This window comes from Citrobacter amalonaticus, assembly GCF_018252635.1.
GTDB classification, from domain to species: domain Bacteria; phylum Pseudomonadota; class Gammaproteobacteria; order Enterobacterales; family Enterobacteriaceae; genus Citrobacter_A; species Citrobacter_A amalonaticus_E.
The window spans coordinates 228699-253393 of sequence record NZ_JAGTXM010000005.1 but is presented as its reverse complement, the minus strand read 5'-3'; the positions used below and the strand labels follow the sequence as shown (position 1 = coordinate 253393).

Genomic DNA, 24695 nt, shown 5'->3' with positions numbered 1-24695 from the left:
CCATCAGCGCATTACTTCCTGCTACGTAGCCAGTTCACAACCATTCCCGCAATAATACCGGCAATGGCTGGAGCCGCTAAATCGTGCCAGAAGGCAATGCCAAACTGAGTCAGCGTCATATCGCCGCCTTGTTGCAATGGCAACCGTTCGCGGCTATCCTTGAGTTGTTCAGGTTCAAGTTTAGCCCCCGTTTTGTTGCCAGGTTATCACCAAACAACGTGCGGGGGTTTTCTCTTTCCAGCAACTCACGCCGCCAGGGATCAAGCCCCCGCAACGTTGCGCCTCACCGGGGAAACCCCGGCTTGCCGCCGATTCTACGATAACCCGCCAGACTCGACATCCAACGCGCTTTCGCTTTGCGTGACGCCTCGCAATCAGCCAACTGGCAGAGACCCACACTCTTCTGTAGAATTGCGTCCCCTCGCGGTCATCAAGCCGTGACGGCTATTTTTGGCAGGGGACTCCATGCAGCACGACACATCACCACTTTGCGATCGCCGCGCATCCGGCAAACCGGCATCGCAGACTTTACCGTTTACCCGTTACGACTTTGGCTGGGTGCTGCTGTGCATCGGCATGGCGATTGGCGCAGGAACGGTATTAATGCCGGTGCAAATTGGGCTAAAAGGCATCTGGGTCTTTATTACCGCCTCTCTGATTGCCTATCCGGCTACCTGGATTGTGCAGGATATCTACCTGAAAACGCTTTCCGAGAGCGAAACCTGCAATGACTATACCGATGTCATCAGCCATTACCTGGGGAAAAACTGGGGCATTTTTCTCGGCGTCATCTACTTCCTGATGATTATCCACGGCATATTTATCTACTCGCTTTCCGTGGTGTTTGACAGCGCGTCATACATTCGCACCTTCGGCCTGACTGACGCTGACCTTTCGCAGTCATTGATCTACAAGGTGGCGATTTTTGCGGCGCTGGTGGCGATCGCCTCCGGTGGCGAGAAGCTGCTTTTTAAAATCTCCGGTCCAATGGTGGTGGTGAAAGTTGGTATCATCGTGGTGTTTGGACTGGCGATGATCCCCCACTGGAACCTGAGCAATATCACCGCTTTCCCACAAGCCCCGATATTCTTTCGCGATGTGTTACTCACCATTCCCTTTTGCTTCTTTTCGGCAGTCTTCATTCAGGTTCTCAACCCGATGAATATTGCCTATCGCAAACGTGAAGCGGACCGAGTCCTGGCAACCCGCATGGCAATTCGCACGCACCGCATCAGCTACATCACGCTCATTGCGGTGATCCTGTTTTTCTCTTTCTCGTTTACCTTCTCCATCACCCACGAGGAAGCGGTCTCCGCCTTTGAACAAAATATTTCTGCACTGGCGCTTGCTGCACAGGTCATCCCTGGCCCAATTATCCACATCACGTCGACGGTGCTGAATATCTTTGCGGTGCTGACGGCGTTCTTTGGGATCTACCTGGGGTTCCATGAGGCAATGAAGGGCATCATTTTGAATGTGCTGGGTCGCGTCGTTAACGTCGGGAATATTCCTCCGCGTATTATTACGCTGGGAATTTGCGCGTTTATCGTCACCACGCTGGTGATTTGGGTTTCGTTTCGCGTCTCTGTGCTGGTGTTCTTCCAGCTCGGCAGTCCGCTGTACGGTATTGTCTCCTGCCTGATTCCCTTCTTCCTGATTTACAAAGTGGCTCAGCTGGAAAAACTGCGCTGTCTGAAAACCTGGCTGATCTTGCTGTATGGAATATTGTTGTGTCTGTCACCACTGCTGAAACTGATTGAATAGAAATAAAAAAACCCGAGGGCGAAACCACATCCTCGGGCCTTGAGAAGTGACGAATTTACGCTACGGGTTTCTGCGCATTTTCATCCTGATCAACTGCGAAGCAGGCGACCAGTTGACCACGGTAATCTTTCAGTTGTGGCTGCAACTGGGTGCAGGGGCCGAAGCGACGACTGCAGCGGGCGTTGAAGGCGCAGCCCGGTGGCGGATTCAGCGGGCTTGGCAGCTCCCCGGTCAGCTTGATGCGCTCGCGGCGCTCGTCCGGGTTCAGACGCGGTGTGGCAGAAAGTAGCGCCTGAGTATAAGGATGGCGTGGATTGTTGAAGATCTGGTCCTTCGTCCCTTTCTCCACGCAGCGCCCTAAGTACATCACCATCACTTCATCCGCAATGTGCTCGACGACTGACAGATCGTGGGAGATGAACACGTAGGACAGTCCCAGCTCCTGCTGCAAATCCATCATCAGGTTCAGCACCTGCGCACGGACAGAAACATCAAGCGCGGAAACCGGTTCATCGGCAATCACCACATCCGGATCGAGCATCAGACCACGGGCGATAGCAATACGCTGACGCTGACCGCCGGAGAACATATGCGGGTAGCGGTCATAGTGCTCGGTTTTCAGCCCCACTTTCGCCATCATCGCCAGCGCTTTTTCACGGCGCTGTTCTTTGCTCAGATTGCTGTTAATCAGCAACGGCTCTTCCAGAATCTGTCCCACTTTCTTACGCGGGTTCAGCGAGCCATACGGGTTCTGGAACACAATCTGGATTTTCTGCCGACGAAGTTTCTGCGCATGCGGATCGTGCTTAAGCAGATCCTGCCCCTGGTAATACAGTTCGCCGCCGGTAGGTGTTTCAATCATCGTCAGCAGACGACCGAGCGTGGATTTCCCACAACCGGACTCGCCCACCACCGCCAGCGTTTTGCCGCGCTCAAGGGTAAAAGAGACCCCGTCGAGCGCTTTCACCAGACGTTCCGGGGAGAAAATCCCCTTTTTCACCGGGTAGTGTTTTTTCAGGTCGATCGCCTGCAACAGCGGTTGTTGCGAGGTGGCCTCATGCGTACTCATAGTGTGGGCCTCCCGGCATCATCGAGTGGGTAATGACATTTCGACTGACGACCGCCATCCAGCAGGGCCAGTCCAGGTTCTTCGCTGCGGCATTTGTCCGTCGCATAGGGGCAACGCGGGTTCAGCAAACAGCCCATCGGGCGGTCATATTTCCCCGGCACCACGCCTGGCAGCGAGGCCAGTCGCGCTTTATCCTGCGCAAATTCCGGCAGCGCACGCAGCAGCGCCTGGGTATAAGGATGACGCGGTGCGCGGAAAATGTCGTGCGCCGCCCCCGTTTCCACCACCTGACCGGCGTACATCACAATGATTTTGTGCGCAGCTTCCGCCACCAGCGCCAGGTCATGGGTAATGAGCACCAACGCCATGTTCTCTTTCTGCTGCAGTTCCAGCAGCAGCTCGATGATTTGCGCCTGGATGGTCACGTCCAGCGCCGTCGTCGGCTCATCGGCAATCAGCAGCTTCGGACGGCAGGCAATCGCCATCGCGATCATCACGCGCTGGCTCATCCCTCCGGAAAGCTGGTGCGGATACACGTCCAGACGCGAGGCCGGATCGGGGATCCCTACCTGGTTCAACAGGTCAATCGCCCGCTGACGACGGGTTTTCTTGTTACCGCCCTGATGTACCTTGATCGCTTCCATAATCTGGAAGCCGACGGTGTAGCACGGGTTCAGGCTGGTCATCGGGTCCTGAAAAATCATCGCCACTTCAGCGCCAACCAGGTTACGTCGCTCTTTCTCTGAAATTCGCTTCAGGTCCTGACCGTTGAACAGCAGGTTTTCCGCCATCACGCGGCCTGGAAAATCAATCAGCCCCATGATCGCCAGTGAACTGACCGATTTTCCTGAACCTGATTCACCGACAATACCGACGACTTCACCCTGATTCACACTGTAGCTGATGCGGTCCACGGCACGGAATTCGGAGCCAACATCGCCGAAATGCACCGATAATTTATCTACATTTAATAACGCCATCTCGAACCTCTTACTGCTTCAGTTTGGGATCGAGCGCGTCACGCAGACCGTCACCCATCAGGTTAAATGCCAGCACCGTCAGCAGGATCGCCAGACCCGGGAAGGTCACGACCCACCAGGCGCTTTGCGCGAACTGCAACACATCGGCGAGCATAGTGCCCCACTCCGGCGTTGGCGGTTGCGCACCCATGCCCAGGAAGCCAAGCGCGGCCATATCGAGAATGGCGTTAGAAAATCCGAGCGACGCCTGAACGATCAGCGGCGCAAGGCAATTTGGAAAGATGTTGATGAACATCTGGCGCATCGCGCCGGCCCCCGCCACGCGGGAAGCGGTCACGTAGTCGCGGTTAACCTCCACCAGCACGGCGGCGCGCGTCAGTCGCACATAGTGTGGCAGCGCCACGAACGTCAGCGCCAGCGCGGCGTTTCCAATCGAAGGGCCGAATACCGCCACCAGCACCAGTGCGAGCAGCAGGCTCGGCAACGCCAGCATGATATCGACGATACGCATAATGATGTTATCAACGATGCCGCCGAAGTAGCCGGCAACAAGGCCCAGCACGACGCCCATTACCAGCGACAGCACCACCACCAGACAGCCCACCAGCAGCGACAAACGCGCACCGTACATCAGGCGCGACAGGATATCGCGGCCCACATCGTCAGTCCCTAACAGATGCGCCATGCTACCGCCTTCCTGCCAGGCCGGCGGCGCCAGCAGGATATCGCGGAACTGGTCAGCCGGGTTATACGGTGCCAGGAAGTTGGCGAATACCGCAATCAGGATCATGATCGCGACGTATACCAGTCCCACCACGGCGCCTTTATTGCGCTTAAAATAGTGCCAGAACTCCTGCATCGGCGTCATCGGCACCGGTGCAGCAATAACTTTATTATCAGTAACCTGTGACATGATGGCCCCTTACTTCTTATGACGAATACGCGGGTTCACCACGCCGTACAGCAGGTCGACCAGCAGGTTGACGAGAATAATCATCGTCGCTACCAGTAACACCCCACCCTGCACAACCGGATAATCGCGACGTTGCAGCGCATCAATCAGCCAGCGCCCAAGGCCAGGCCACGAGAAAATGGTTTCGGTCAGAATGGCACCCGCCAGCAGCGTTCCCACCTGTAGACCAATCACGGTCACCACCGGCAACATGGCGTTACGCAGCGCGTGAATGATGATGACGCGCATCCGCGTCAACCCTTTAGCGCGCGCGGTACGGATGTAATCTTCACCCAGCACTTCCAGCATCGACGAACGGGTCATACGCACGATCACCGCCAGAGGGATGGTGCCAAGCACCATCGCGGGCAGGATCATATGCGCCACGGCATCGATGAAGTTACCTTCTTCACCCCAGATGGCAGTGTCGATCAGCATAAAACCGGTCAGCGGGTTCGAGTCATCAAGGAACACCATATCGCTGACGCGCCCGGAGACAGGGGTCAAATTGAGCTGTACCGAGACCAACATGATCAGCATCATGCCCCACCAGAAGATAGGCATGGAGTAACCGGTCAGCGCCAGGCCGACAGCGGTATGATCGAAAATGGAACCGCGCTTAACGGCGGCAAGAACGCCCACGGGAATACCCACGGCGGTGGCGAAAATCATGGCGCAGACACCCAGTTCCAGCGTCGCTTTGAAGCGAGGCACGAACTCGTCCCACACCGGTAAACGGCTTTTCAGCGAGATACCTAAATCACCATGCATTACCCCCCAGATATAATGGAGGTACTGCTGCCACATCGGCTTATCGAGACCGAGTTCAGCCAACAGTTGAGCATGACGCTCAGGGGAGATACCACGCTCACCTGCCATGATCATCACCGGATCGCCGGGGATCATATGGACAAAAGCAAAGGTGAGAAGGGTGATACCGATAAACGTGGGGATGACGAGTCCCAAACGTCGGAGAATGAACTGCAACATAACCCGGATTCTCTCTCATGACACACGGCCTGGAACCGTGAGTCTGTATTGCTCACAAATCTTATCCCCTCCTCAATGAGAAGGGGATAAAGCATTACTGCCGGGTAGCGCTACACGGACCGACTTAACGGTGCGTAGCGCTTACCTGACGTTGCTTTTATTATTCGACTGAGACGTTTTCGAAGTGGTGTTTGCCTAATGGATCAACCACATAGCCTTTGACTTCTTTACGCACTGGCTCGTACACGGTGGAGTGAGCCACGATCAGCGCCGGAGCCTGATCGTGCATCACAACCTGAGCCTGTTTGTAGAGTTCAATACGCTTGTTGTGGTCGTCGGTCGCACGCGCCGGCTGAATCAGGTCTTCAAACGGCTTGTAGCACCAGCGAGAGTAGTTAGAACCATCTTTCGCCGCCGCGCAGCTGAACAGGGTTGCGAAGAAGTTATCCGGATCCCCATTGTCGCCGGTCCAGCCCATCATAACGGCCTGGTGCTCACCCGCTTTGGCGCGTTTCAGATACTCGCCCCACTCGTAGGTTACGATCTTGGCCTGAACGCCAATCTTCGCCCAGTCAGCCTGAACCATCTCGGCCATACGGCGAGCGTTCGGGTTGTACGGGCGCTGTACCGGCATTGCCCACAGCTCAACGGTAAAGCCTTTATCCTGACCGGCTTCTTTCAGCAGGGCTTTCGCTTTCTCAGGATCATAGGTGTAGTCTTTAACGTCGTCGTTATAGCCCCACATGGTTGGCGGGATCAGGTTCTTCGCGGCCACGCCCGCACCCTGATAAACCGCTTTGATGATCGCATCTTTGTTTACTGCATAGGTCAACGCCTGACGTACTTTCACGTCATCGAACGGTTTTTTCTCGGTATTGAAAGAGAGGTAACCGACGTTCAGACCCGCCTGCTCCATCAGATTGATGTTTTTGTCCTGCTTCATGCGCGCGATGTCAGCCGGGTTCGGGTACGGCATCACCTGACACTCGTTCTTCTGCAGTTTGGCGTAACGCACGGAAGCGTCAGGCGTGATGGAGAAGACCAGACGGTCGATCTGCGGCTTGGTGCCCCAGTAACCTTCAAACGCTTTGTAGAGAATACGGGAATCTTTCTGGTACTGCTGCAGCTGGAACGGACCGGTACCGATTGGGTTAAGATCCACTTTTTCCGGCGTACCGGCTTTCATCATGTTGTCAGCATATTCTTTAGAAAGAATAGAGGCGAAGTCCATCGCCAGGTCAGCGAGGAACGGTGCTTCAGGACGCGTCAACACGAACTGAACGGTTTTATCGTCCACTTTCTTCACTTCAGTGATCAGGTCTTGCAGGCCCATGCCTTCAAAGTATTCATAGCTGCCGCCAGAGACTTTGTGGTACGGGTTTTGTGCGTTTTTCTGACGATCGAAAGAGAACACCACGTCATCAGCATTGAAATCACGCGTCGGTTTGAACTCTTTATTGTCCTGCCACTTCACGCCCTGACGCAGGTGGAAGGTGTAGGTTTTACCGTCTTCACTGATTTCCCACTTCTCAGCGAGGCCCGGAATCACTTCCGTCGTCCCGGTTTTAAATTCAACCAGACGGTTATAGATAGGTACTGAGCTGGCGTCATAGGTTGTGCCAGAAGTAAACAGCTGCGGGTTGAACCCTTCAGGAGAACCTTCTGAACAATAAACCAGAGTTTTTGCCTGTACACTTGCTGCGACAGTCATAGCCACAAGGCTCAGACCAAGCTTCAGCATCCCTGACTTCTTCAAGGAAATACTCATTCTTCTGCTCCAAATGTGATGTTGTTGTTTTACCCTTTGCAGTGGGTTTGCACCGCCTGGCCTTTTTTGTTTTTTAACCGGCTGGGTCGGCGTTAAGAGGTGGGGATTCCGTTCACATAAACGACTGAGTAGCAGCGCGGATTCTCCATGAAATGCCCCTCATGCCCTACAATCTGTCAACAGAATGTGAAAACGTCAATACAGGTAACCATGATTTACAACAACGGTGAGAATTAGCAAACAAAGATTAAAAAAACTTCAGGCGGGTATTTTCAGCAGAGAAATTTATGCTACGCCCAGAACACCAGAATAAACACCTTAATATTTCGCAACATTTAGTGATTAACAATCGTGCAGAATAGGAAAAATTTCTGACGAAATGCTGCATATCTGAGCGATAAATCCCACGAACGTTAAAACGCACAGCGGAAAATGCTAACGCCAGCCATAAGTAACGCAAAAAAAGATTCATGCATAGATAAAAAAAGACAATGGAATATGTCACAAAACCGTTAACAAATAGTGAGAAGTGATGCGCACTTTTTGTTGGTGTTCCGTAGGAATGGATATTTGCCTGATGATGCGATTTCGTAGGCCGGATAAGGCGCATGCCGCCATCCGGCAGTGTGCACCGAATGCCTGATGACACTTCGCTTATCAGGCCTACCAATGCTAAGGATACGATTTCGTAGGCCGGATAAGGCGCATGCCGCCATCCGGCAGTGTGCACCGAATGCCTGATGACGCTTCGCTTATCAGGCCTACAAATGCAAAAAAACCCTGCTCGTTGAGCAGGGTTTTGAATTTGGTCGGTGATAGAGGATTCGAACCTCCGACCCCTTCGTCCCGAACGAAGTGCGCTACCAGGCTGCGCCAATCACCGAATGCGGGGCGCATCTTACTGCGCAGGTGCGCCCCCGTCAATCCCTTAGTATCAAAATGCCCTTTGATCGGCGAGAAAGTCGTCAGCCCGCTTACTGCGCGACGCTTTTCTGTCCGTCAGGGAGATGACACCAGTTGTTGTTCTCATTAATTCCGCCATTCGGCGAGGTATAACCGAGACAACCCATGATGGTATCGTATAACTCTACATGACGGCGCGGCACTTTCATTTCCGCTTCCTTCTTCAGGTGCGCGAACGCCTGGGCGTTGGCCGGGTTCTCCAGGTATTTATCCGACATCCACACCATCATCGGCACGCGGAACTGCTCCGGTGGCGCCATTTTACGCGGCGTACCGTGCAGGTGCTCGCGCTCGTTGATCGACTCACCGTGGTCGGCTGCGTAGAACACAATCGCTTTCTTATCGCGTACCTGATCAATCACCGTGTCGATAAAATGATCGACGTAGGTAATCGAGTTATCGTATGAATTAATCATCAGATCTTTCGGGCATTTACGATCGATAGCGTAGCATTCCGGCTTCCACTGGGCGAACTCGCGCGGATAACGCTGGGTGTAGTTGTAGTGAGAGCCTTTGGTGTGCAGCACTATCAGGTGTTTACCCTGCGGGTTTTCCTGCAGCGAACGATCAATCTCATTCACCAGCAGCATGTCATCCACGGCTTTACCCCGGTTACGCGGCTCAGCGGCAATCTGTTCGCGATAGGCAATGTTGTCAGCCATTGTGTTGCTGTAAAACCACATCTCACTCTGCATTGCGTAGAGATCGGAACTAAAGCCTAATTGCTTGAGCACCGCAAAGACGTTTTGCTCTTTCAGCGTACGCTGCGGGTTGTCTTCGGCCCCGCCCTGACGAACGAACATGCAGCGCAGCGACAGTTTCGTCGCGGTATCGCAGGAATAACCTCGATACATCACCAGGTTCTTCTCTTTGGCAAGCTTCGGCGTGGTGTCGCGTGCATAGCCCAACATCCCCATATGATCCCAGCGCGTGGTTTCACCGATAATGAAAATCACGTAGGTGTCATCCAGGTTCTGTGTTGGGGTATAGGTAAATTTCTTCGCCGGGTTGATGAGCGATTTGTTATCCGATGATTCATCTACCTGCGCCCAGGCATACAGGCCCAGTGCAGACAGCCAGTTTGACGGCAGATAGGAATTCGCCAGTACGCCGCCGTAGCTCGGCATATCCACGCCGGCAATACGATCGGCACGCTTCTGATGCATCTCCAGAAGACGAATGGGCCCCCAGACCATCAGTCCCGCCATCAGTACAATCAGCGCGCTGCGCCAGCGCACTTTTGGCGTGCAGAGTTGACGCCAGAGGGTATCCGTCGAGCGGTTAAACCAGATAAAGATCAGCGGGAGAAGACTCACTGCCACCAGCCAGAGGACAAACGTCCAGCCGACTACCTCTTTGGAAAGATCGATATCCGTGGTCATAACCGAGGCGACGATACCGTAACCGATCATCACGTTCATAAAGGTCATGTAATAACTTGCGCCCGCTGATATCAGTACCAGCAGCGAAGCCAGAATACGCCATACCGTCCTGCCCATCAGAGACAGGAGTCGTAAAAAGAAGAACGTTGCCAGCACGGTGCCAGCCAGTTCAACAACCGCGGAGATTCCATTCCAGAAGGTAAAATCTTGCGCGTAACCGTCAAACCGACGGAGGTAAACCGCGCCATTCATAAACAGACCGATATAGATCGCGAGCAAAAAACTCAGCTTTTGCTGCGACATCGACGTAATGTATCTCATGCAAGCAAGCCCTGGAAATCGAGGGGATTAACACCGCCTGCGCAACGGCGACATCCGCCGGGCAGGTGAAATTGCGAAGGTAGTCAAATAGAAAAATCGACACGCGCGGCTAAGTAGACCACAAGCAGCAAAGAAAGTGGCAACAGAGAATGTGATCGAAAGAGATATTTACAAAAAATCAAGTTTGAAAGCGAGTTATTCACAGCAAACATAATAAAAAAGGCCAGCACGTCAGCTGGCCTGGATAAACTCTTTTCAGCTATCAGGCGTGTGCTATTTCCAGCACCTCGCGTGTTGGCTGACGAATGGTAGTGGAGAGCGCCAGCGAGAGAATCAGCAGAGCGAAAATGACGCAGAAGGTCACGTAGAACCCACCGAACAGCGACGCGATAATCGAACCGCAGATGCTGCCAATCCCGAAGCCGAGGTAAATCACCCCGTAGTTTTTCGCCAGGTTGTTCAGACCGAAGAACTCGCTGACCAGTGACGGAAAGACGGTGATAGTCCCGCCAAAGTTAAAGGCGATACAGGCAATGGCAGCAAAGAAAGTCAGCGCATTCAGCGGCGCAAACAGCAGTGCGGCCATCCCCACTAACGACACCACCTGACCAATGGTGATCACACGGATACGGGCAATTTTATCTGAAAGGATCCCCAGCACCAGACGACCCGACAGGTTAGCAATTGAAATCACCGTCACTGCATTAGCTGCCGACGCCACGTCCATATGCGCCAGCCCCTGAGCGATATCTTTCGCCACGCCAATCACATACAGCCCGCTCATGCACGCCGTCAGGAACATCACCGCCAGCATCCAGTACTGCGGTTTACGCATGGATTGCGCCAAAGTGTAGTCATTTTCTACTACGCCATTTTGCGTTTTAACGTCCTGGTTCGGCGCATCTTTCATCAGCGTAGAGCCGAAGACGATCATCACCAGCACAATCGCGCCCCAAATCACAAAGGTGTTTTCCAGACCGACGGTCGCCAGAAGATGGCTGTCGATGAATTTGAAACCCAGGCTTCCCAGACCATAAGAGCCAATGGCAAAGGCAGAGATCAGCCCTTTACGCTCCGGGAACCATTTCACGCAGTTGGACAGCGTTAACAGATAACCCGCACCATCGGCCAGCCCCACCAGCACGCCCGCGCTCAGCCATAGCATCGTCAGATTACTGGAATGAGCGGTCAGGAAAAAGCCCAGCCCGAGCAGAATGCCGGACGCCATGGTGACGCGTTTCACGCCAAAACGTTCCTGCAGTTTCCCGGCGACCGAGGAGGAGATCGCAAGACCTAAGCTCAACAGGCCGAAGGAAAAAGCCACCTGGCTGACGGGCTCGCCCAGTTTCTCGGAAAGCACGCCGTTAAACAGGCTCCAGGTATACACAGAACCTAAGGCGAATTGCGTAATGATGGTACCGATTAGGGTCAACCAACGGGTGCGCTGATACGATGCGGTTTTCATGGCTGTCTTCCTGCATAAGCAAAAGGGGAAATTCACTGTCGACAACCATAACGAAATGCATTTTATGCGGGGAGAAAACGGCATGAAGTGCTATCAGAACGGAATGAAATGCCTGGAATACGGAATGAACGACGCGACAAATTTTCACCGACTCAATTTTTGCCACATCAGTTAGTGCATACTATCGCCACAGATACTGTTATCACTGAGTTTAAATTGTAAATCGCTGGTTAAAATCGGGCGCTTACCCCCATTGTGTAGAGGTAGTCAGTATTATTAGTGGTGTTTTCCGCCTGCGAGAGCGCGGCATAGGCCGCCATGTGCTGATTAAGTAACATATCTGCGCCTACCGTCACGTCCAGCCAGTTACTGTCCTGAGTAGTTGCCGTCATTCGACTAAGTCCCGACTGCGCCTTCCAGATATTTTGCCCAAACTGCTGGTTATAACTGATTTGCGCCCATGGGCGCAGATCGCCAAATTGCGAATTCACCCGCCAGCCCAGCGTGCTAACGCTGGCATGCCATAACGGGTCGGGCGACTGGCTGACCACGCTATCGCCAAATTCGTTATAAATGGCAGGCGTGGTGCCATCGTAATGTAATGCCGCCACCGGTCCGGTCGTGACGTCGCCAGAGACGGGAAAATTCCAGCCCATACTCATGCCGCTGGTGGCCTCCATCGGTGAAACTTGCTCAAGATTCACCGCCAGACCCGGCACGCTTTGTGTCGTCCGGATACGTTCAGCCAGAATGTCGTCATAGCGCGGTTGGTGATCGCTGTCCCATGTATAGCGTTCAGTCGTATATCCAGGCGTGTTATCAACGATATATTCTTGCTGCCAGGCGTGGGCTGTGTTGATGTAAAGCGAACAGGCCGCGACGCTCGCCAGGAGAATAATTTCCCGGCGACCACTGCATTTTTTTATCATCATCAATGCGACTCCAGAAGAGAGCCGAAATCGGCGATATTATTGTCATTGTAATAAGGATGACAGGCGAAAGCCCTGTATTAAATATTGTCTTTTTCGCGGGAGCGTCAAGGCTCCCGGAACGATATTTTTATGGCAAGTCAAAGAGCGAGGGAAAGTATGGAACGTTGCGGTTGGGTCAGTCAGGACCCCCTTTATATTGCCTACCATGATAACGAATGGGGCGTCCCTGAGCACGACGGTAAAAAACTGTTTGAAATGATCTGCCTGGAAGGCCAGCAGGCCGGTCTTTCGTGGATCACCGTCCTCAAAAAACGCGAAAATTATCGCACGAATTTCCACCATTTCGATCCCGTCCGCGTGGCAGCCATGCAGGAACACGATGTGGAAAGATTACTACTCGATGCCGGGATCATTCGTCATCGGGGGAAAATTCAGGCCATCATCGGTAATGCCCGCGCCTGGTTGGCGATGGAGCAAAATGGCGAACCGTTTGCCGACTTTGTCTGGTCATTCGTGGATAATCAGCCCCAAATCACCCGTGCCGCCACGTTGGGCGAAATCCCGACCTCCACCCCCGCCTCTGACGCCCTGTCTAAAGCGTTAAAAAAACGGGGATTCAAGTTCGTTGGCACCACCATTTGCTACTCCTTCATGCAGGCCTGCGGACTGGTCAATGACCACATCACCGGCTGTTTCTGCCATCCAGGAGATAAAGATGATTCGCGAGTTTCATAGTGCTGACATGACGCCACTGCTGGAGCTATGGCTGGAAAGCACCATCTATGCACACCCTTTTATCCCAGAACGCTACTGGCATGAGAGCGAAGCGGTGGTACGTGATGTTTACCTGCCCGCCGCCAGAACCTGGGTTTGGGAGGAAGAAGGGGCCCTTAAAGGGTTTGCCAGCGTCATGGAAGGGCGTTTTTTAGGGGCGCTGTTTGTCGCCCCGGATACATTACGCAGCGGAATTGGTAAAGCGCTGGTACAGCATGTTCAACAGCGTTTTGATGTGCTGAGTCTTGAGGTGTATCAAAAAAACCAGAACGCGGTGAATTTCTACCATGCGCTGGGTTTTCGTATCGAAGACAGCGCATGGCAGGAAGATACCCAGCATCCCACCTGGATTATGGGGTGGCGGGCGGATTAAAGGCGGTCAGCGTGAGTGCTGGTCCACTGTACTTCTCCAGCCACGCCAGCGCGGTATTACCCGCGCAGCCATTCCCCAGTCGCGAACTGGGCAGATCTTTGGTTAGCACATTCACCGCGCCGTTTTTACAGATACCCCCGGCGGCAGGGTCGAGATCCGGCCAGGCTCCTTCATGAATGCAGATCACGCCGGGTTTAATACCGTCGGTGACGACGGCGCCTGCAAGGATCTGACCACGGTGATTCCAGATGCGTACCACATCGCCCTCATGGATGCCGCGCGCCTGCGCGTCCTGCGGATGAATCGTCACCGGTTCGCGGTCCGCCACCGCATACCGTTCGCGCAGATGACTGTAGTTAAGCTGGCTGTGCAGACGATGCGCCGGATGCGCCGATACGATCTGTAACTGCCCCGGTTCAGCATTGCCATGCCACTCATCCGGCTCCAGCCACATCGGATGCCCAGGGCAATCCGCATAGCCGTAACCGGCAATCCGCTGCGAGTAAATCTCGATTTTGCCGCTGTCGGTTTTGAGCGGATACGCGTTCGGGTCCCGACGAAAATCCGCAAAACGGATGAACTGCGCATTGGCCGGATTATCTGGCATTTCAATCAGTTGATTAGCAGCCCAGAATTCGGCAAACGGCGGCAACGTCACCTGCTGGCTGGCCCCGCGCTGTCCGGCAATGGCGTAGAACGTTTCCAGCCATTCCAGTTCGCTCTTCCCTTCGGTAAAGCGTTGATAGCCACCCGCTTCCCAGCGCTCGCTCAGTTCGGCAAAGACGTCAAAATCATTGCGCGCTTCACCCTGCGGCGGCACAACCTGTTTCATCGGTACCAGATGCTGGTTGCTGTAATCCCCGGTCATGGTGAGATCATTACGCTCAAAGGAGGTGGTCGCTGGCAACACAATATCCGCGTGCTTCGCGGCGGCGGTCCAGAAGCATTCTGAGATGATCACCAGCTCCGGTTTTTGCCAGGCGCGAATCAGTCGGTTTGTGTCCTGATGATGAGTAAAATTCGCCCCTCCCGCCCACCAGATGAAGCGAATATCCGGGAAATGGCGGTTCATCCCGTTGTGCTGATACGCCGCGCCGGGGTTTTCCAGCGCTTCAACAATGCGCGCCACCGGGATTTTCTCCACCGCATCGGTACCGCCTTGCAGACTACCTTGCATTGACGCCAGCACCGCAGAACGGCGGGTCGGATTACCCCCATTGGCAAAATGATAGGAAAGACCAAAACCGCCACCCGGCGTGCCAGGCTGCCCCAGCATGGCGGCCAGAGTGACAATCATCCAGTGCTTTTGTTCGCCAAACTGCTGGCGCTGCATGCCCCAGCCCGCCATCAGCATCGTGGTATTTTTATGGAACAATTCCGCCAGCTCACGGATTTTCGCCGCCGAAACGCCGCAAATATCAGCCGCCCATTCCGCGGTTTTCCCAATACCGTCACTCACGCCCAGCAGATAGTCGGCAAAGACCTCATAACCTGTCGTACAGCGGGCAAGAAACGCCTCGTCATGCCAGCCATTTTCCACCAGCGTATGCGCAATACCGAGCATCAGCGCCACATCGGTACCCATATGCGGCGCAATCCATTCCATCTTATCGCCAAAGAAATCAACGGTTTCCGATCGCATGGGATCGATACAGATCAGCCGTTTTCCGCTCTTTCGCAGCGCATCAAAGTAAGGGATCCCCTGTTCATCCGACGCGTTCCAGGCGATCTTCAATGTATTGAGTGGGTTGGCACTCCACAGCACCACCACATCGCTGTGTTCCAGAATCAACGGCCAACTGGTCTGCTGCTGATAAACCTCACTACCGCCCACTACGTACGGCATGATGGCTTGCGCCGCGCCGGTAGAATAGTCGCCCAGATGCCCGGTATATCCTCCCGCCAGCGCCATATAGCGTTGTAATAGCGTCGCCGACTTGTGCAGAACACCATTGGAACGCCAGCCATAAGAACCCGCAAAAATTGAGGATGGACCGTACGTATCGCGGATCCGCTTATGCTGCGCATGAATTAGCGCCAGCGCATCCTCCCAGCTCACACGCACAAACTCATCCTGTCCGCGCACGCCCTGCGGCTGCGCTGGCGAAGCGAGGAACCCTTTACGCACCATGGGATAACGCACCCGGGTTTTACTGTGCACCTGATCGCGAACCGCGCTTTGCAGCGAATTGGGATGCGAAGTGGGCAGCGCGCCCCGGGAGGAGAGCACCTTTTTTCCGTCCGTTTCGACAAGTATGGGCCCCCAATGGGCGGCGGTTAACACCGAATTGTGCGTCGTCAAGCCAGGCGCTCCTGTAGATGAGATGAGGTATTACGGGGTTTAATGTTACTTACAAATTTCAGAGAGATCCCTGGAATTTTCTTCATCTTCACACGTCATAATCAACCGCCACGGTCGCTGTGGCAAAAAATAAGAATGTCATTAAGGAATTAAGATGAAGAAACGTGTTTTAGTCATTGCCGCTATTGTGAGCGGCGCCCTGGCGGTTTCTGGCTGCACAACCAACCCGTACACCGGCGAACGCGAAGCGGGTAAATCCGGCATTGGTGCCGGTATTGGATCGCTGGTTGGCGCGGGTATCGGCGCCCTCTCGTCTTCGAAGAAAGATCGCGGTAAAGGCGCACTGATTGGCGCTGCGGCAGGTGCAGCGCTCGGCGGCGGCGTCGGTTATTACATGGATGTGCAGGAAGCAAAACTGCGCGACAAAATGCAGGGAACCGGCGTAAGCGTGACGCGAAGTGGCGATAACATCATTCTGAACATGCCAAACAACGTCACCTTTGACAGCAGCAGCGCCACGCTGAAACCGGCAGGCGCAAACACGCTGACCGGCGTGGCAATGGTACTGAAGGAATACGAAAAAACCGCCGTCAATGTGATCGGTTATACCGACAGCACCGGCGGTCAGGAGCTGAATATGCGTCTGTCACAGCAGCGTGCGGACAGCGTAGCCAGCACCCTGATCGCCCAGGGCGTTGCCGCCAACCGCATCCGCACCAGCGGCATGGGTCCGGCAAATCCAATCGCCAGCAACAGCACGGCGGAAGGGAAGGCCCAGAACCGTCGTGTCGAAATTACGTTAAGTCCGATTCAGTAACGGTCGTGCCGGGTGGCGATGTTACCACCCGGCATGAATCAACTTGCCATCGTCAATTTTCGCGTTAAGGTGTTCTCACTTTCAGGCGAGAGAACTTCCCATGGCAAAACCAGCACGCCCCACCATCAGCGATGTCGCGAAAGCGGCAAAAACCGGTAAAACCAGTATTTCGCGTTACCTCAACGGCGAAAAACACCTGCTCTCCGATGCCCTGCTGGCGCGTATTGAAAAAGCCATTGCCGATCTCGACTATCGTCCCAGCCTGATGGCCCGTGGCCTGAAACGAGGTCGCACCCGCCTGATCGGTCTGATCATTGCCGACATCACCAACCCCTATTCTGTTCACGTCTTAAGCGGTATTGAGGCCGCCTGTCGCGAGAAAGGTTTTACGCCGCTGGTCTGTAACACCAATAACGAGGTGAACCAGGAGTTGCACTATCTCGATCTGCTGCGCAGTTATCAGGTCGAAGGCATTGTGGTCAACGCCGTGGGGATGCGTGAAGAGGGGCTGAATCGCCTGCAACAGTCCGCGTTGCCGATGGTACTGATCGATCGAAAAATCCCAGACTTTGCCTGCGACGTCGTCGGACTGGACAACACCCAGGCCGCCACCACCGCCACCGAACATCTGATTGAACAAGGCTTTGAGGCTCTGCTGTTTCTCAGTGAACCGCTGGGAATGGTCAATACCCGCCGTGAACGACTGAGCGCCTTTCGGGCTACGCTTGCTCGCTATCCGGGCGTTGTCGCCGAAAACGCCGAAGTCCCGCTTTCCGAGAATGCGCAACTCGATAATACCTTGCGCCAGTTTCACCAGCAGCACCGCGGGATGCGCAAGGCGGTGATCTCCGCTAACGGTGCGCTCACCCTTCAGGTCGCCCGCTCGCTGAAACGCATTGGCCTCAACTGGGGCAGCGACATCGGCCTGCTGGGGTTCGATGAACTGGAATGGGCCGAACTGGCTGGCGTCGGGATTACGACCATGAAACAGCCCACGTGGCAGATTGGCTATGCCGCCGTCGAACAGGTGGTACGACGGATTGAAGGCGGTAGCGATGCCATTCATGAACAGGTTTTTTCCGGCGAACTGATCGTTCGCGGTTCCACCGCCCGTTAATTTTCCTTCGTGATGGCGATCATAATTTCGACACATCACGCTTTTCTTTGGAACCGGTTCCATCTAGCGTTATCACAATAGCGTTAGTTCTGGAGTTCCTATGCAAAGAAAAATGATGGTGGTCACCGCCGCCTACGGATACGACACCGTCCGCGCTGCCGGCGGACAAACCGCGATGCTGCCGGTCATTGCCGGTGCAGGTGCAGACGGCGTCGAAATTCGCCGCGAACTGTTTACTGACGCTGAGCTCAGCGCCCTGACCACACTGGCTTCAGCTATCGAATGCTTCGATCTGCTGGCCTGCTATTCCGCGCCACAACCGCTGTTCATGGAAGATGGTGCTCTTAATCCGCAACTGCCGTTATTGCTTCAGGAAGCGCAAACGCTGCGCGCGCTGTGGCTGAAGGTTTCACTGGGCCATTTTGTCCACACAGAGCAGTTTGACACCCTGCGCGACTGGCTGGAAAGCAGCGGTATGGCGCTGGTCGTCGAAAACGACCAGACCGCCTGCGGACGACTGGCCCCAATGCGACGTTTTAACGTCGCCTGTCAGCAACATACGCTGCCGGTGCAACTGACGTTTGATATGGGCAACTGGCTGTGGGTGGGCGATTCGCCGGAAGAGGCCGCTCGTCAACTGGCGGGGTCAGTCGGCTATGTTCACGTTAAAGCCGCCACCGGGCACCATGGCAGCTATCGCGCCGTTCCCCCGGACCAGGCAGAGCCTCGCTGGCTCGAACTGCTCAATCTGTTGCCCACCGACGTTCCTCGCGGCATTGAATTCCCGCTGGAAGGGGCCGATCTGACTGCGGTTACCCGCCACTACGTCGATTTGTTACGTAAGGAGTAAGGCATGAAGCATTCACTGGATGTCATCACGATCGGCGAAGCAATGGCGATGTTTGTGGCGACACAGACCGGCGATCTGGCCGAGGTCGAGCAGTTTATCAAGCGCGTTGCCGGTGCCGAACTGAACGTCGCCACCGGCCTGGCGCGGCTGGGTCTGAAGGTCGGCTGGGTGAGCCGCATAGGTAACGACAGTTTTGGTCGCTTTGTTCTCAATTCACTGAAAAAAGAGGGTATTGATGCGCGGGGAGTCACCCTCGATGAGCGCTATGCAACCGGCTTTCAGCTAAAATCTAAAGTTGAAAATGGAACCGATCCCATTGTGGAATATTTCCGCAAAGGGTCCGCCGCCAGCCATCTTTCGGTGGCGGACTACAACGAGGCGTACTTCTCCAGCGCCCGCCATCTGCATCTGAGTGGCGTGGCCGCAGCACTTTCCGCCAGCTCCTATGAACTGCTGGCGCACACGGCGCGCACCATGAAAGCCCAGGGGAAGACGCTCTCATTTGACCCCAACCTGCGACCCGTCCTGTGGAAAAGTGAAGCCGAGATGGTTGAGAAACTGAATCGCCTCGCATTCCAGGCAGACTGGGTGTTACCGGGTCTCAAAGAAGGGATGATTTTAACCGGACAACAGACGCCGGAAGGGATTGCTGATTTCTATCTTCGCCACGGCGTGAAAGCGGTGGTGCTGAAAACGGGCGCAGACGGCGCCTGGTTTAAAACCGCCGACGGCGAGAAAGGCAGCGTTGCCCCGGTCAAAGTGGACAACGTGGTCGATACGGTCGGTGCCGGCGATGGCTTTGCGGTCGGCGTCATCAGCGCCCTGCTGGAAGGTCGTACGCTGCAACAAGCCGTCACGCGCGGCAACAAAATTGGCGCTCTGGCCATTCAGGTACAGGGCGACAGCGAAGGCTTACCCACACGTGAAACGTTAGGCGAATAACCTTACGTAATGATAACGCCCCCCTGTACCCTACAGACAGCGGCGGCAGAAACAACAGAGGTTGATTATGGCAAACTCAACAAATGCAGCAAAACGCTGGTTGTACATCATGCCTATCGTGTTTATCACGTATAGCCTGGCGTATCTTGACCGTGCAAACTTCAGCTTCGCGTCTGCCGCGGGCATTAACGACGATCTTGGCATCACCAAAGGGATCTCATCCCTGCTCGGCGCCCTGTTCTTCCTCGGCTATTTCTTCTTTCAGATCCCTGGCGCGGTGTATGCTGAACGCCGGAGCGTGCGTAAACTGATCTTTGTCTGCCTGATTTTATGGGGGGGATGCGCATCGTTGACCGGGATGGTCAGCAATATCCCGGCACTGGCTGCCATTCGCTTCATTCTTGGCGTAGTGGAAGCCGCCGTCATGCCAGCAATGCTGATTTACATCAGTAACTGGTTTACGAAATCGGAGCGCTCGCGGGCGAACACCTTCCTGATCCTTGGTAACCCGGTGACGGTCCTGTGGATGTCAGTGGTGTCCGGTTACCTTATCCAGGCGCTCGGCTGGCGTGAGATGTTTATTATCGAAGGGGTTCCCGCCATTCTGTGGGCCTTCTGCTGGTGGGTGCTGGTCAGAGACAAACCGTCGCAGGTCGGCTGGCTGAGCGAAGCGGAAAAAACCGCGCTGCAGACCCAACTCGAGCAGGAACAGCAGGGGATCAAAGCGGTACGTAACTATGGCGAAGCCTTCCGCTCCCGTAATGTGATCCTGTTGTGCATGCAATACTTCACCTGGAGTATTGGCGTCTACGGCTTCGTGCTGTGGCTGCCGTCCATCATCCGCGAAGGCGGCGCGAATCTGGGAATGGTCGAAGTGGGCTGGCTCTCCTCTGTACCGTATCTGGCGGCCACCGTGGCGATGATTATCGCCTCCTGGGCCTCGGATAAACTGCAGAACCGTAAGCTGTTCGTCTGGCCTCTGCTGCTGATTGCCGCCTGTGCTTTTATCGGTTCCTGGGCCGTCGGCGCGAATAACTTCTGGGCCTCTTATACCCTGCTGGTGATTGCCGGTGCGGCGATGTACGCCCCGTATGGCCCGTTTTTCGCTATCATTCCGGAGATGTTGCCGCGCAACGTTGCCGGTGGCGCGATGGCGCTAATCAACAGTATGGGCGCGCTGGGCTCGTTCCTCGGTTCGTGGTTTGTCGGTTACCTCAACGGTGCCACCGGCAGCCCGTCCGCCTCTTACATTTTTATGGGGGTAGCGCTTTTCGCCTCAGTATGGCTAACTCTGATTGTTAAGCCTGCTAATAATCAGCACGTCCCGGTTGGCGCACGCCACGCATAAACTTTACCTCATGGAGAGTCATATGAAGCCGTCCATTATTCTCTACAAAGCGTTACCTGACGATTTACTGCATCGCCTGGAAGAACATTTCACCGTTACCCAGGTGCCGAACCTGAGCCCACAGACGGTTGAACAACACGCGCAAGCCTTTGCCAGTGCCGAAGGTCTGCTGGGCTCCAGCCAAACCGTCGATGCCGCGCTGCTGGAGAAAATGCCGGCGCTCCGTGCAACCTCAACGATCTCCGTCGGGTATGATAATTTCGACGTGGATGCGCTGAACGCACGCAAGGTACTGCTGATGCATACGCCAACCGTACTGACAGAAACCGTTGCCGATACGATCATGGCGCTGGTGCTGTCGACTGCTCGCCGCGTCGTGGAAGTGGCCGAGCGCGTGAAAGCCGGCGAATGGACCTCCAGCATTGGCCCAGACTGGTTTGGTATCGATGTGCACCACAAAACGCTGGGGATTGTCGGAATGGGACGTATTGGGCTTGCGCTGGCGCAGCGTGCCCACTTCGGTTTCAACATGCCGGTTCTCTACAACGCCCGCCGCCACCATCAGGAGGCGGAGGAACGCTTCAACGCCCGCTACTGTGACCTCGATACGCTGCTACAGGAGTCAGATTTTGTCTGCCTGATCCTGCCGCTGACCGACGAAACGCACCACCTGTTTGGCGCAGAACAGTTCGCCAAAATGAAGTCCTCTGCCATCTTCATTAACGCCGGACGCGGCCCGGTGGTCAATGAAGACGCGCTGATTGCCGCCCTCAAACAGGGCGAGATCCACGCTGCCGGTCTGGATGTGTTTGAGCAAGAGCCACTGCCGGTTGATTCACCGTTGTTGTCGCTGAGTAACGTGGTGGCGGTACCGCATATAGGTTCAGCCACCCACGAGACGCGCTATAACATGGCGGCCTGTGCGGTAGATAACCTGATTGATGCGCTACAAGGAAAGGTCGAGAAGAACTGCGTGAACCCGCAGGTGGCGGGGTAACAAAAACAGCCGGGAGGCGCTATCGCCTGCCCGGCAGCTTCATCACTGAATGGCGTTTACCGCCGCGGTCCAGGCCTGATTAAATGCCTGATGCTGCGAGGCCAGCGGTCCTATCAATGTGTTGTACTGACTTGCCTGTTGCGACGTCGGGAACTGAATACCATTCGCCACAAAGCTCACTTGTGTATCCTGCTGCGCGACAAAGTCACCCACCTGGACCAGTTGCTGAGTGAAGATCTGTGCGGCCGGGATCAGCGGTTGCAGCGCGTCTGCTGGCGTCGTCACCACTTTCTTATACACCTGGTCAAACACCGGCTTCAGGTCATCGGCCTGTTTCAGCGCGCCATGCGCCGCATCTGCCTGCAGTTTCGCATTTTGCAACTGCTGGCCCAGTACGCCGAGAGAACCGTTCAGGTCGCGCAGCGGCCCACGTTGCGTCACATAATCCTGTGGCACACGGATGGCATTAACGCTATCAACAACCGGACGCAACGCGGAATCCATCGCCTGGTTCACCTGCTGCGAGTAGCCATACAGAATCGCGTAATCAGAAACAAACGGACCAAACTGTTTTTTCTGATCGGCGGTCAGGGTGGGTAGGCGTTCGCCGCTACGCATCACCGTATTCTGTAGAAAATCGACAAACGCTTTACGCTGATCGCCTTCTTTATCAAAACACCCACTCAGGCTAACTACCATTAACAACGCCGCAAGAGGCGCAAACCAGCGAGAGCAGGACTTACCTGTCGCCATTTTAATACTCCTTTCACCCAAAAATGCGCACAGCGCAACACGCGTGCCTTACGGCTTACAAGGATAGTCCAGGTCAGGCTCGCAGGATACCCCTTCCGCGTAATCTTGTGGCGGAAATTCGCATGGCGAAAGGGCGATGAGTGGATTGTTATTTTATTGTTAATTGCATCACATTTACCGTCTCTCCCATGGAGGCATTATCAGGAAGTAGTCATATGATTTTAATAGGTTTTCATTGTTCAGACTGCCAATGAAGAGGCAATTCGTACGATTATCGCACGTTAACCTCTGGGGGGGTGATTGCCGAACACGGGCTTCAATGTTTTGATTAATTGAACGATTAACGAATAAACGTTCGATAATCGCACAACTAATCCTAACGCTTACGGTGGAGAAAATAAAAACGCCCTCTGTCCCCCGCGTTGCTTTCGCAGGAATGACCGCATGACAAACAGAACGACTGATATTCAAGCGTTTATTAACGAGCATCCTTTTTCAAAATACCAGTGGATGATCCTCGTGCTGTGCTTTGTGACCGTCGCGATGGACGGCTTCGATACCGCAATAATCGGCTTCATCGCCTCCGATCTCGTTCAGGAGTGGGGCGTGGAGAAATCCGCGCTCGGCCCGGTCATGAGCGCCGCACTGGTGGGGCTTGCCGTGGGAGCGCTCACTGCGGGTCCAATGGCTGACCGTATCGGGCGCAAAAAAGTGCTGATCATGTCGATTCTGGTGTTTGGCAGCTTCAGCCTGCTTACCGCTTTTGCCAGTACGCTGAATCAACTCACCGCACTGCGCTTTTTAACCGGCCTGGGCCTGGGAGCGGCGATGCCGAATGCCGCTACGTTAATGAGCGAATATGCGCCAGAACGCCGTCGCGCGCTGCTGGTGAATCTGATGTTCGTCGGATTCCCGATTGGCTCATCCATGGGCGGGTTTGTCTCCGCCTGGCTGATCCCACATTACGGCTGGCAAAGCGTTCTGATCCTCGGCGGCGTGATGCCGCTGGCGCTGGCAGTGGTGTTAATTTTCCTGCTGCCAGAGTCGGCCCGTTATCTGGTGGTTAAGAACAAATCACAACAGCAGATTGGCACGATTCTGCGCCGTATTGCCCCGCTGCCGGAAGCGACGCACTTTGTCCTGCGAGAAACCGGCCAGATTAAAGAGAAATCGGCGCTGGGCGTTATCTTTTCGCCACGCTATGCGCTGGGCACGGTGATGCTGTGCCTGACCTACTTTATGGGCCTGCTGATCTTCTATCTGCTGACCAGTTGGCTGCCGCTGCTGATCCGTGAGACAGGGGCCACGCTGAGCCAGGCGTCCATCATTACCGCCCTGTTCCCGTTGGGTGGTGGAATTGGCGTCCTGGCGTTGGGTGCGCTGATGGACAAATTCAACCCGAACAAAGTGGTGGCGGTAGGCTGGTTGCTGACCGGGGTATTCGTCTGCCTGGTCGGGTTCTCCACCAGCAGTCTGGTGCTCATGGGCGTAATGGTGTTTATCGCCGGGACAATCATGAACGGTGCGCAATCGTCCATGCCCGCGCTGGCGGCGGGTTTTTACCCCACGCAGGGCCGTGCGACAGGCGTGGCGTGGATGTTAGGTCTCGGTCGGTTTGGCGGCATCCTCGGGGCGTTTAGCGGCGCCTTCCTGATGCAGGCGCAACTCGCGTTCGAAACTATCTTTACCTTCCTGGCGATTCCGGCACTGGTGTCCGCCTTCGCTTTGATGGTGAAGTACTGGGCAGGTAAACGCCAGTTTGCTGGCGCATCAACACCGGCAGAATCGTCGACTCACGCCGCGCAAAAAGCCTGATTTTCCGTCCTGGCAGGGAAT

21 protein-coding genes and 1 tRNA gene are annotated in these 24695 nt (G+C 54.9%); 10 read left to right on the top strand and 12 right to left on the bottom strand.

Going from position 1 to position 24695, the window contains the following annotated elements:
• Positions 1–11: 11 nt before the first annotated feature.
• The gene (locus KE671_RS16755) at positions 12–119 is read right to left on the bottom strand and encodes a type I toxin-antitoxin system toxin Ldr family protein (protein ID WP_206163890.1); all 108 of its coding nucleotides are present in this window, start codon (positions 117–119) and stop codon (positions 12–14) included.
• Between the two features lie 346 nt (positions 120–465).
• On the opposite strand from KE671_RS16755, the gene KE671_RS16750 reads away from it, so the two are divergent.
• Positions 466–1764, top strand: a complete 1299-nt coding sequence (locus KE671_RS16750; RefSeq protein WP_206163889.1) for a transporter — start codon at positions 466–468, stop codon at positions 1762–1764.
• 55 nt (positions 1765–1819) lie between these two features.
• Here KE671_RS16750 and dppF read toward each other — a convergent pair whose 3' ends face one another.
• The 9 genes from dppF to KE671_RS16705 form a co-directional block, all read right to left on the bottom strand.
• On the bottom strand, positions 1820–2833 hold the full coding sequence (dppF, locus tag KE671_RS16745) for a dipeptide ABC transporter ATP-binding subunit DppF (RefSeq protein WP_206163888.1): 1014 nt from the start codon (positions 2831–2833) through the stop codon (positions 1820–1822).
• Complete coding sequence (gene dppD, locus KE671_RS16740) at positions 2830–3813, bottom strand: dipeptide ABC transporter ATP-binding protein (RefSeq protein ID WP_206163887.1); 984 nt, start codon at positions 3811–3813, stop codon at positions 2830–2832. Before dppD ends, dppF begins: the two co-directional genes overlap by 4 nt.
• Before the next feature lie 10 nt (positions 3814–3823).
• Positions 3824–4726, bottom strand: a complete 903-nt coding sequence (gene dppC / locus KE671_RS16735) for a dipeptide ABC transporter permease DppC (RefSeq protein WP_206163886.1) — start codon at positions 4724–4726, stop codon at positions 3824–3826.
• 9 nt (positions 4727–4735) lie between these two features.
• Positions 4736–5755 carry a dipeptide ABC transporter permease DppB gene (gene dppB, locus KE671_RS16730; RefSeq protein ID WP_042323173.1) on the bottom strand — a complete coding sequence of 340 codons (1020 nt, stop codon included), beginning with the start codon at positions 5753–5755 and terminating at the stop codon, positions 4736–4738.
• Between the two features lie 160 nt (positions 5756–5915).
• Positions 5916–7523 carry a dipeptide ABC transporter periplasmic-binding protein DppA gene (gene dppA, locus KE671_RS16725; RefSeq protein WP_206163885.1) on the bottom strand — a complete coding sequence of 536 codons (1608 nt, stop codon included), beginning with the start codon at positions 7521–7523 and terminating at the stop codon, positions 5916–5918.
• A gap of 806 nt (positions 7524–8329) precedes the next feature.
• Positions 8330–8406 (bottom strand) — tRNA-Pro (locus KE671_RS16720).
• A 91-nt stretch (positions 8407–8497) separates the two neighbouring features.
• Entirely contained in the window at positions 8498–10189 is a 1692-nt protein-coding gene (gene eptB, locus KE671_RS16715) for a kdo(2)-lipid A phosphoethanolamine 7''-transferase (RefSeq protein WP_206163884.1), read from the bottom strand.
• A gap of 262 nt (positions 10190–10451) precedes the next feature.
• The gene (locus tag KE671_RS16710; protein WP_206163883.1) at positions 10452–11654 is read right to left on the bottom strand and encodes an L-lactate MFS transporter; all 1203 of its coding nucleotides are present in this window, start codon (positions 11652–11654) and stop codon (positions 10452–10454) included.
• A gap of 230 nt (positions 11655–11884) precedes the next feature.
• A complete protein-coding gene (locus KE671_RS16705; protein ID WP_206163882.1) occupies positions 11885–12586 on the bottom strand; it encodes an autotransporter outer membrane beta-barrel domain-containing protein in 702 nt (233 codons plus the stop codon).
• A gap of 156 nt (positions 12587–12742) precedes the next feature.
• Between KE671_RS16705 and tag the strand changes: the two genes are divergently transcribed.
• On the top strand, positions 12743–13321 hold the full coding sequence (tag, locus tag KE671_RS16700) for a DNA-3-methyladenine glycosylase I (protein WP_206164041.1): 579 nt from the start codon (positions 12743–12745) through the stop codon (positions 13319–13321).
• Entirely contained in the window at positions 13302–13733 is a 432-nt protein-coding gene (locus KE671_RS16695; RefSeq protein WP_206163881.1) for an N-acetyltransferase, read from the top strand. The genes tag and KE671_RS16695 overlap by 20 nt, the downstream gene beginning before the upstream one ends.
• Here the strand turns inward: KE671_RS16695 and KE671_RS16690 are convergent.
• A complete protein-coding gene (locus KE671_RS16690) occupies positions 13711–16035 on the bottom strand; it encodes a molybdopterin guanine dinucleotide-containing S/N-oxide reductase (protein WP_206163880.1) in 2325 nt (774 codons plus the stop codon). The two genes, KE671_RS16695 and KE671_RS16690, sit on opposite strands and share 23 nt — an antisense overlap.
• Positions 16036–16189: 154 nt before the next feature.
• Here KE671_RS16690 and KE671_RS16685 point away from each other — a divergent pair, with 154 nt between their 5' ends.
• The 6 genes from KE671_RS16685 to ghrB all read left to right on the top strand — a co-directional run bounded on the left by KE671_RS16685 (position 16190) and on the right by ghrB (position 22106).
• Positions 16190–16852: an OmpA family lipoprotein gene (locus KE671_RS16685; RefSeq protein ID WP_206163879.1), complete on the top strand. Its 663-nt coding sequence runs from the start codon at positions 16190–16192 to the stop codon at positions 16850–16852.
• Positions 16853–16952: 100 nt separating this feature from the next.
• Positions 16953–17969 (top strand): LacI family DNA-binding transcriptional regulator, encoded by a 1017-nt coding sequence (locus KE671_RS16680; RefSeq protein WP_206163878.1) that lies wholly within the window; start codon positions 16953–16955, stop codon positions 17967–17969.
• Positions 17970–18069: 100 nt separating this feature from the next.
• Positions 18070–18819 (top strand): sugar phosphate isomerase/epimerase family protein, encoded by a 750-nt coding sequence (locus KE671_RS16675; protein WP_206163877.1) that lies wholly within the window; start codon positions 18070–18072, stop codon positions 18817–18819.
• Positions 18820–18822: 3 nt separating this feature from the next.
• A complete protein-coding gene (locus tag KE671_RS16670; RefSeq protein WP_206163876.1) occupies positions 18823–19761 on the top strand; it encodes a sugar kinase in 939 nt (312 codons plus the stop codon).
• A 67-nt stretch (positions 19762–19828) separates the two neighbouring features.
• Positions 19829–21109, top strand: coding sequence for an MFS transporter (locus tag KE671_RS16665; RefSeq protein ID WP_206163875.1), 1281 nt, complete (start codon positions 19829–19831; stop codon positions 21107–21109).
• A 22-nt stretch (positions 21110–21131) separates the two neighbouring features.
• The gene (ghrB, locus tag KE671_RS16660) at positions 21132–22106 is read left to right on the top strand and encodes a glyoxylate/hydroxypyruvate reductase GhrB (RefSeq protein ID WP_206163874.1); all 975 of its coding nucleotides are present in this window, start codon (positions 21132–21134) and stop codon (positions 22104–22106) included.
• A 42-nt stretch (positions 22107–22148) separates the two neighbouring features.
• Here ghrB and KE671_RS16655 read toward each other — a convergent pair whose 3' ends face one another.
• Positions 22149–22859 carry a DUF3053 domain-containing protein gene (locus KE671_RS16655; protein WP_061075962.1) on the bottom strand — a complete coding sequence of 237 codons (711 nt, stop codon included), beginning with the start codon at positions 22857–22859 and terminating at the stop codon, positions 22149–22151.
• 444 nt (positions 22860–23303) lie between these two features.
• Between KE671_RS16655 and KE671_RS16650 the strand changes: the two genes are divergently transcribed.
• Positions 23304–24674, top strand: a complete 1371-nt coding sequence (locus tag KE671_RS16650; RefSeq protein WP_206163873.1) for an MFS transporter — start codon at positions 23304–23306, stop codon at positions 24672–24674.
• The last annotated feature ends 21 nt before the right edge of the window (positions 24675–24695 follow it).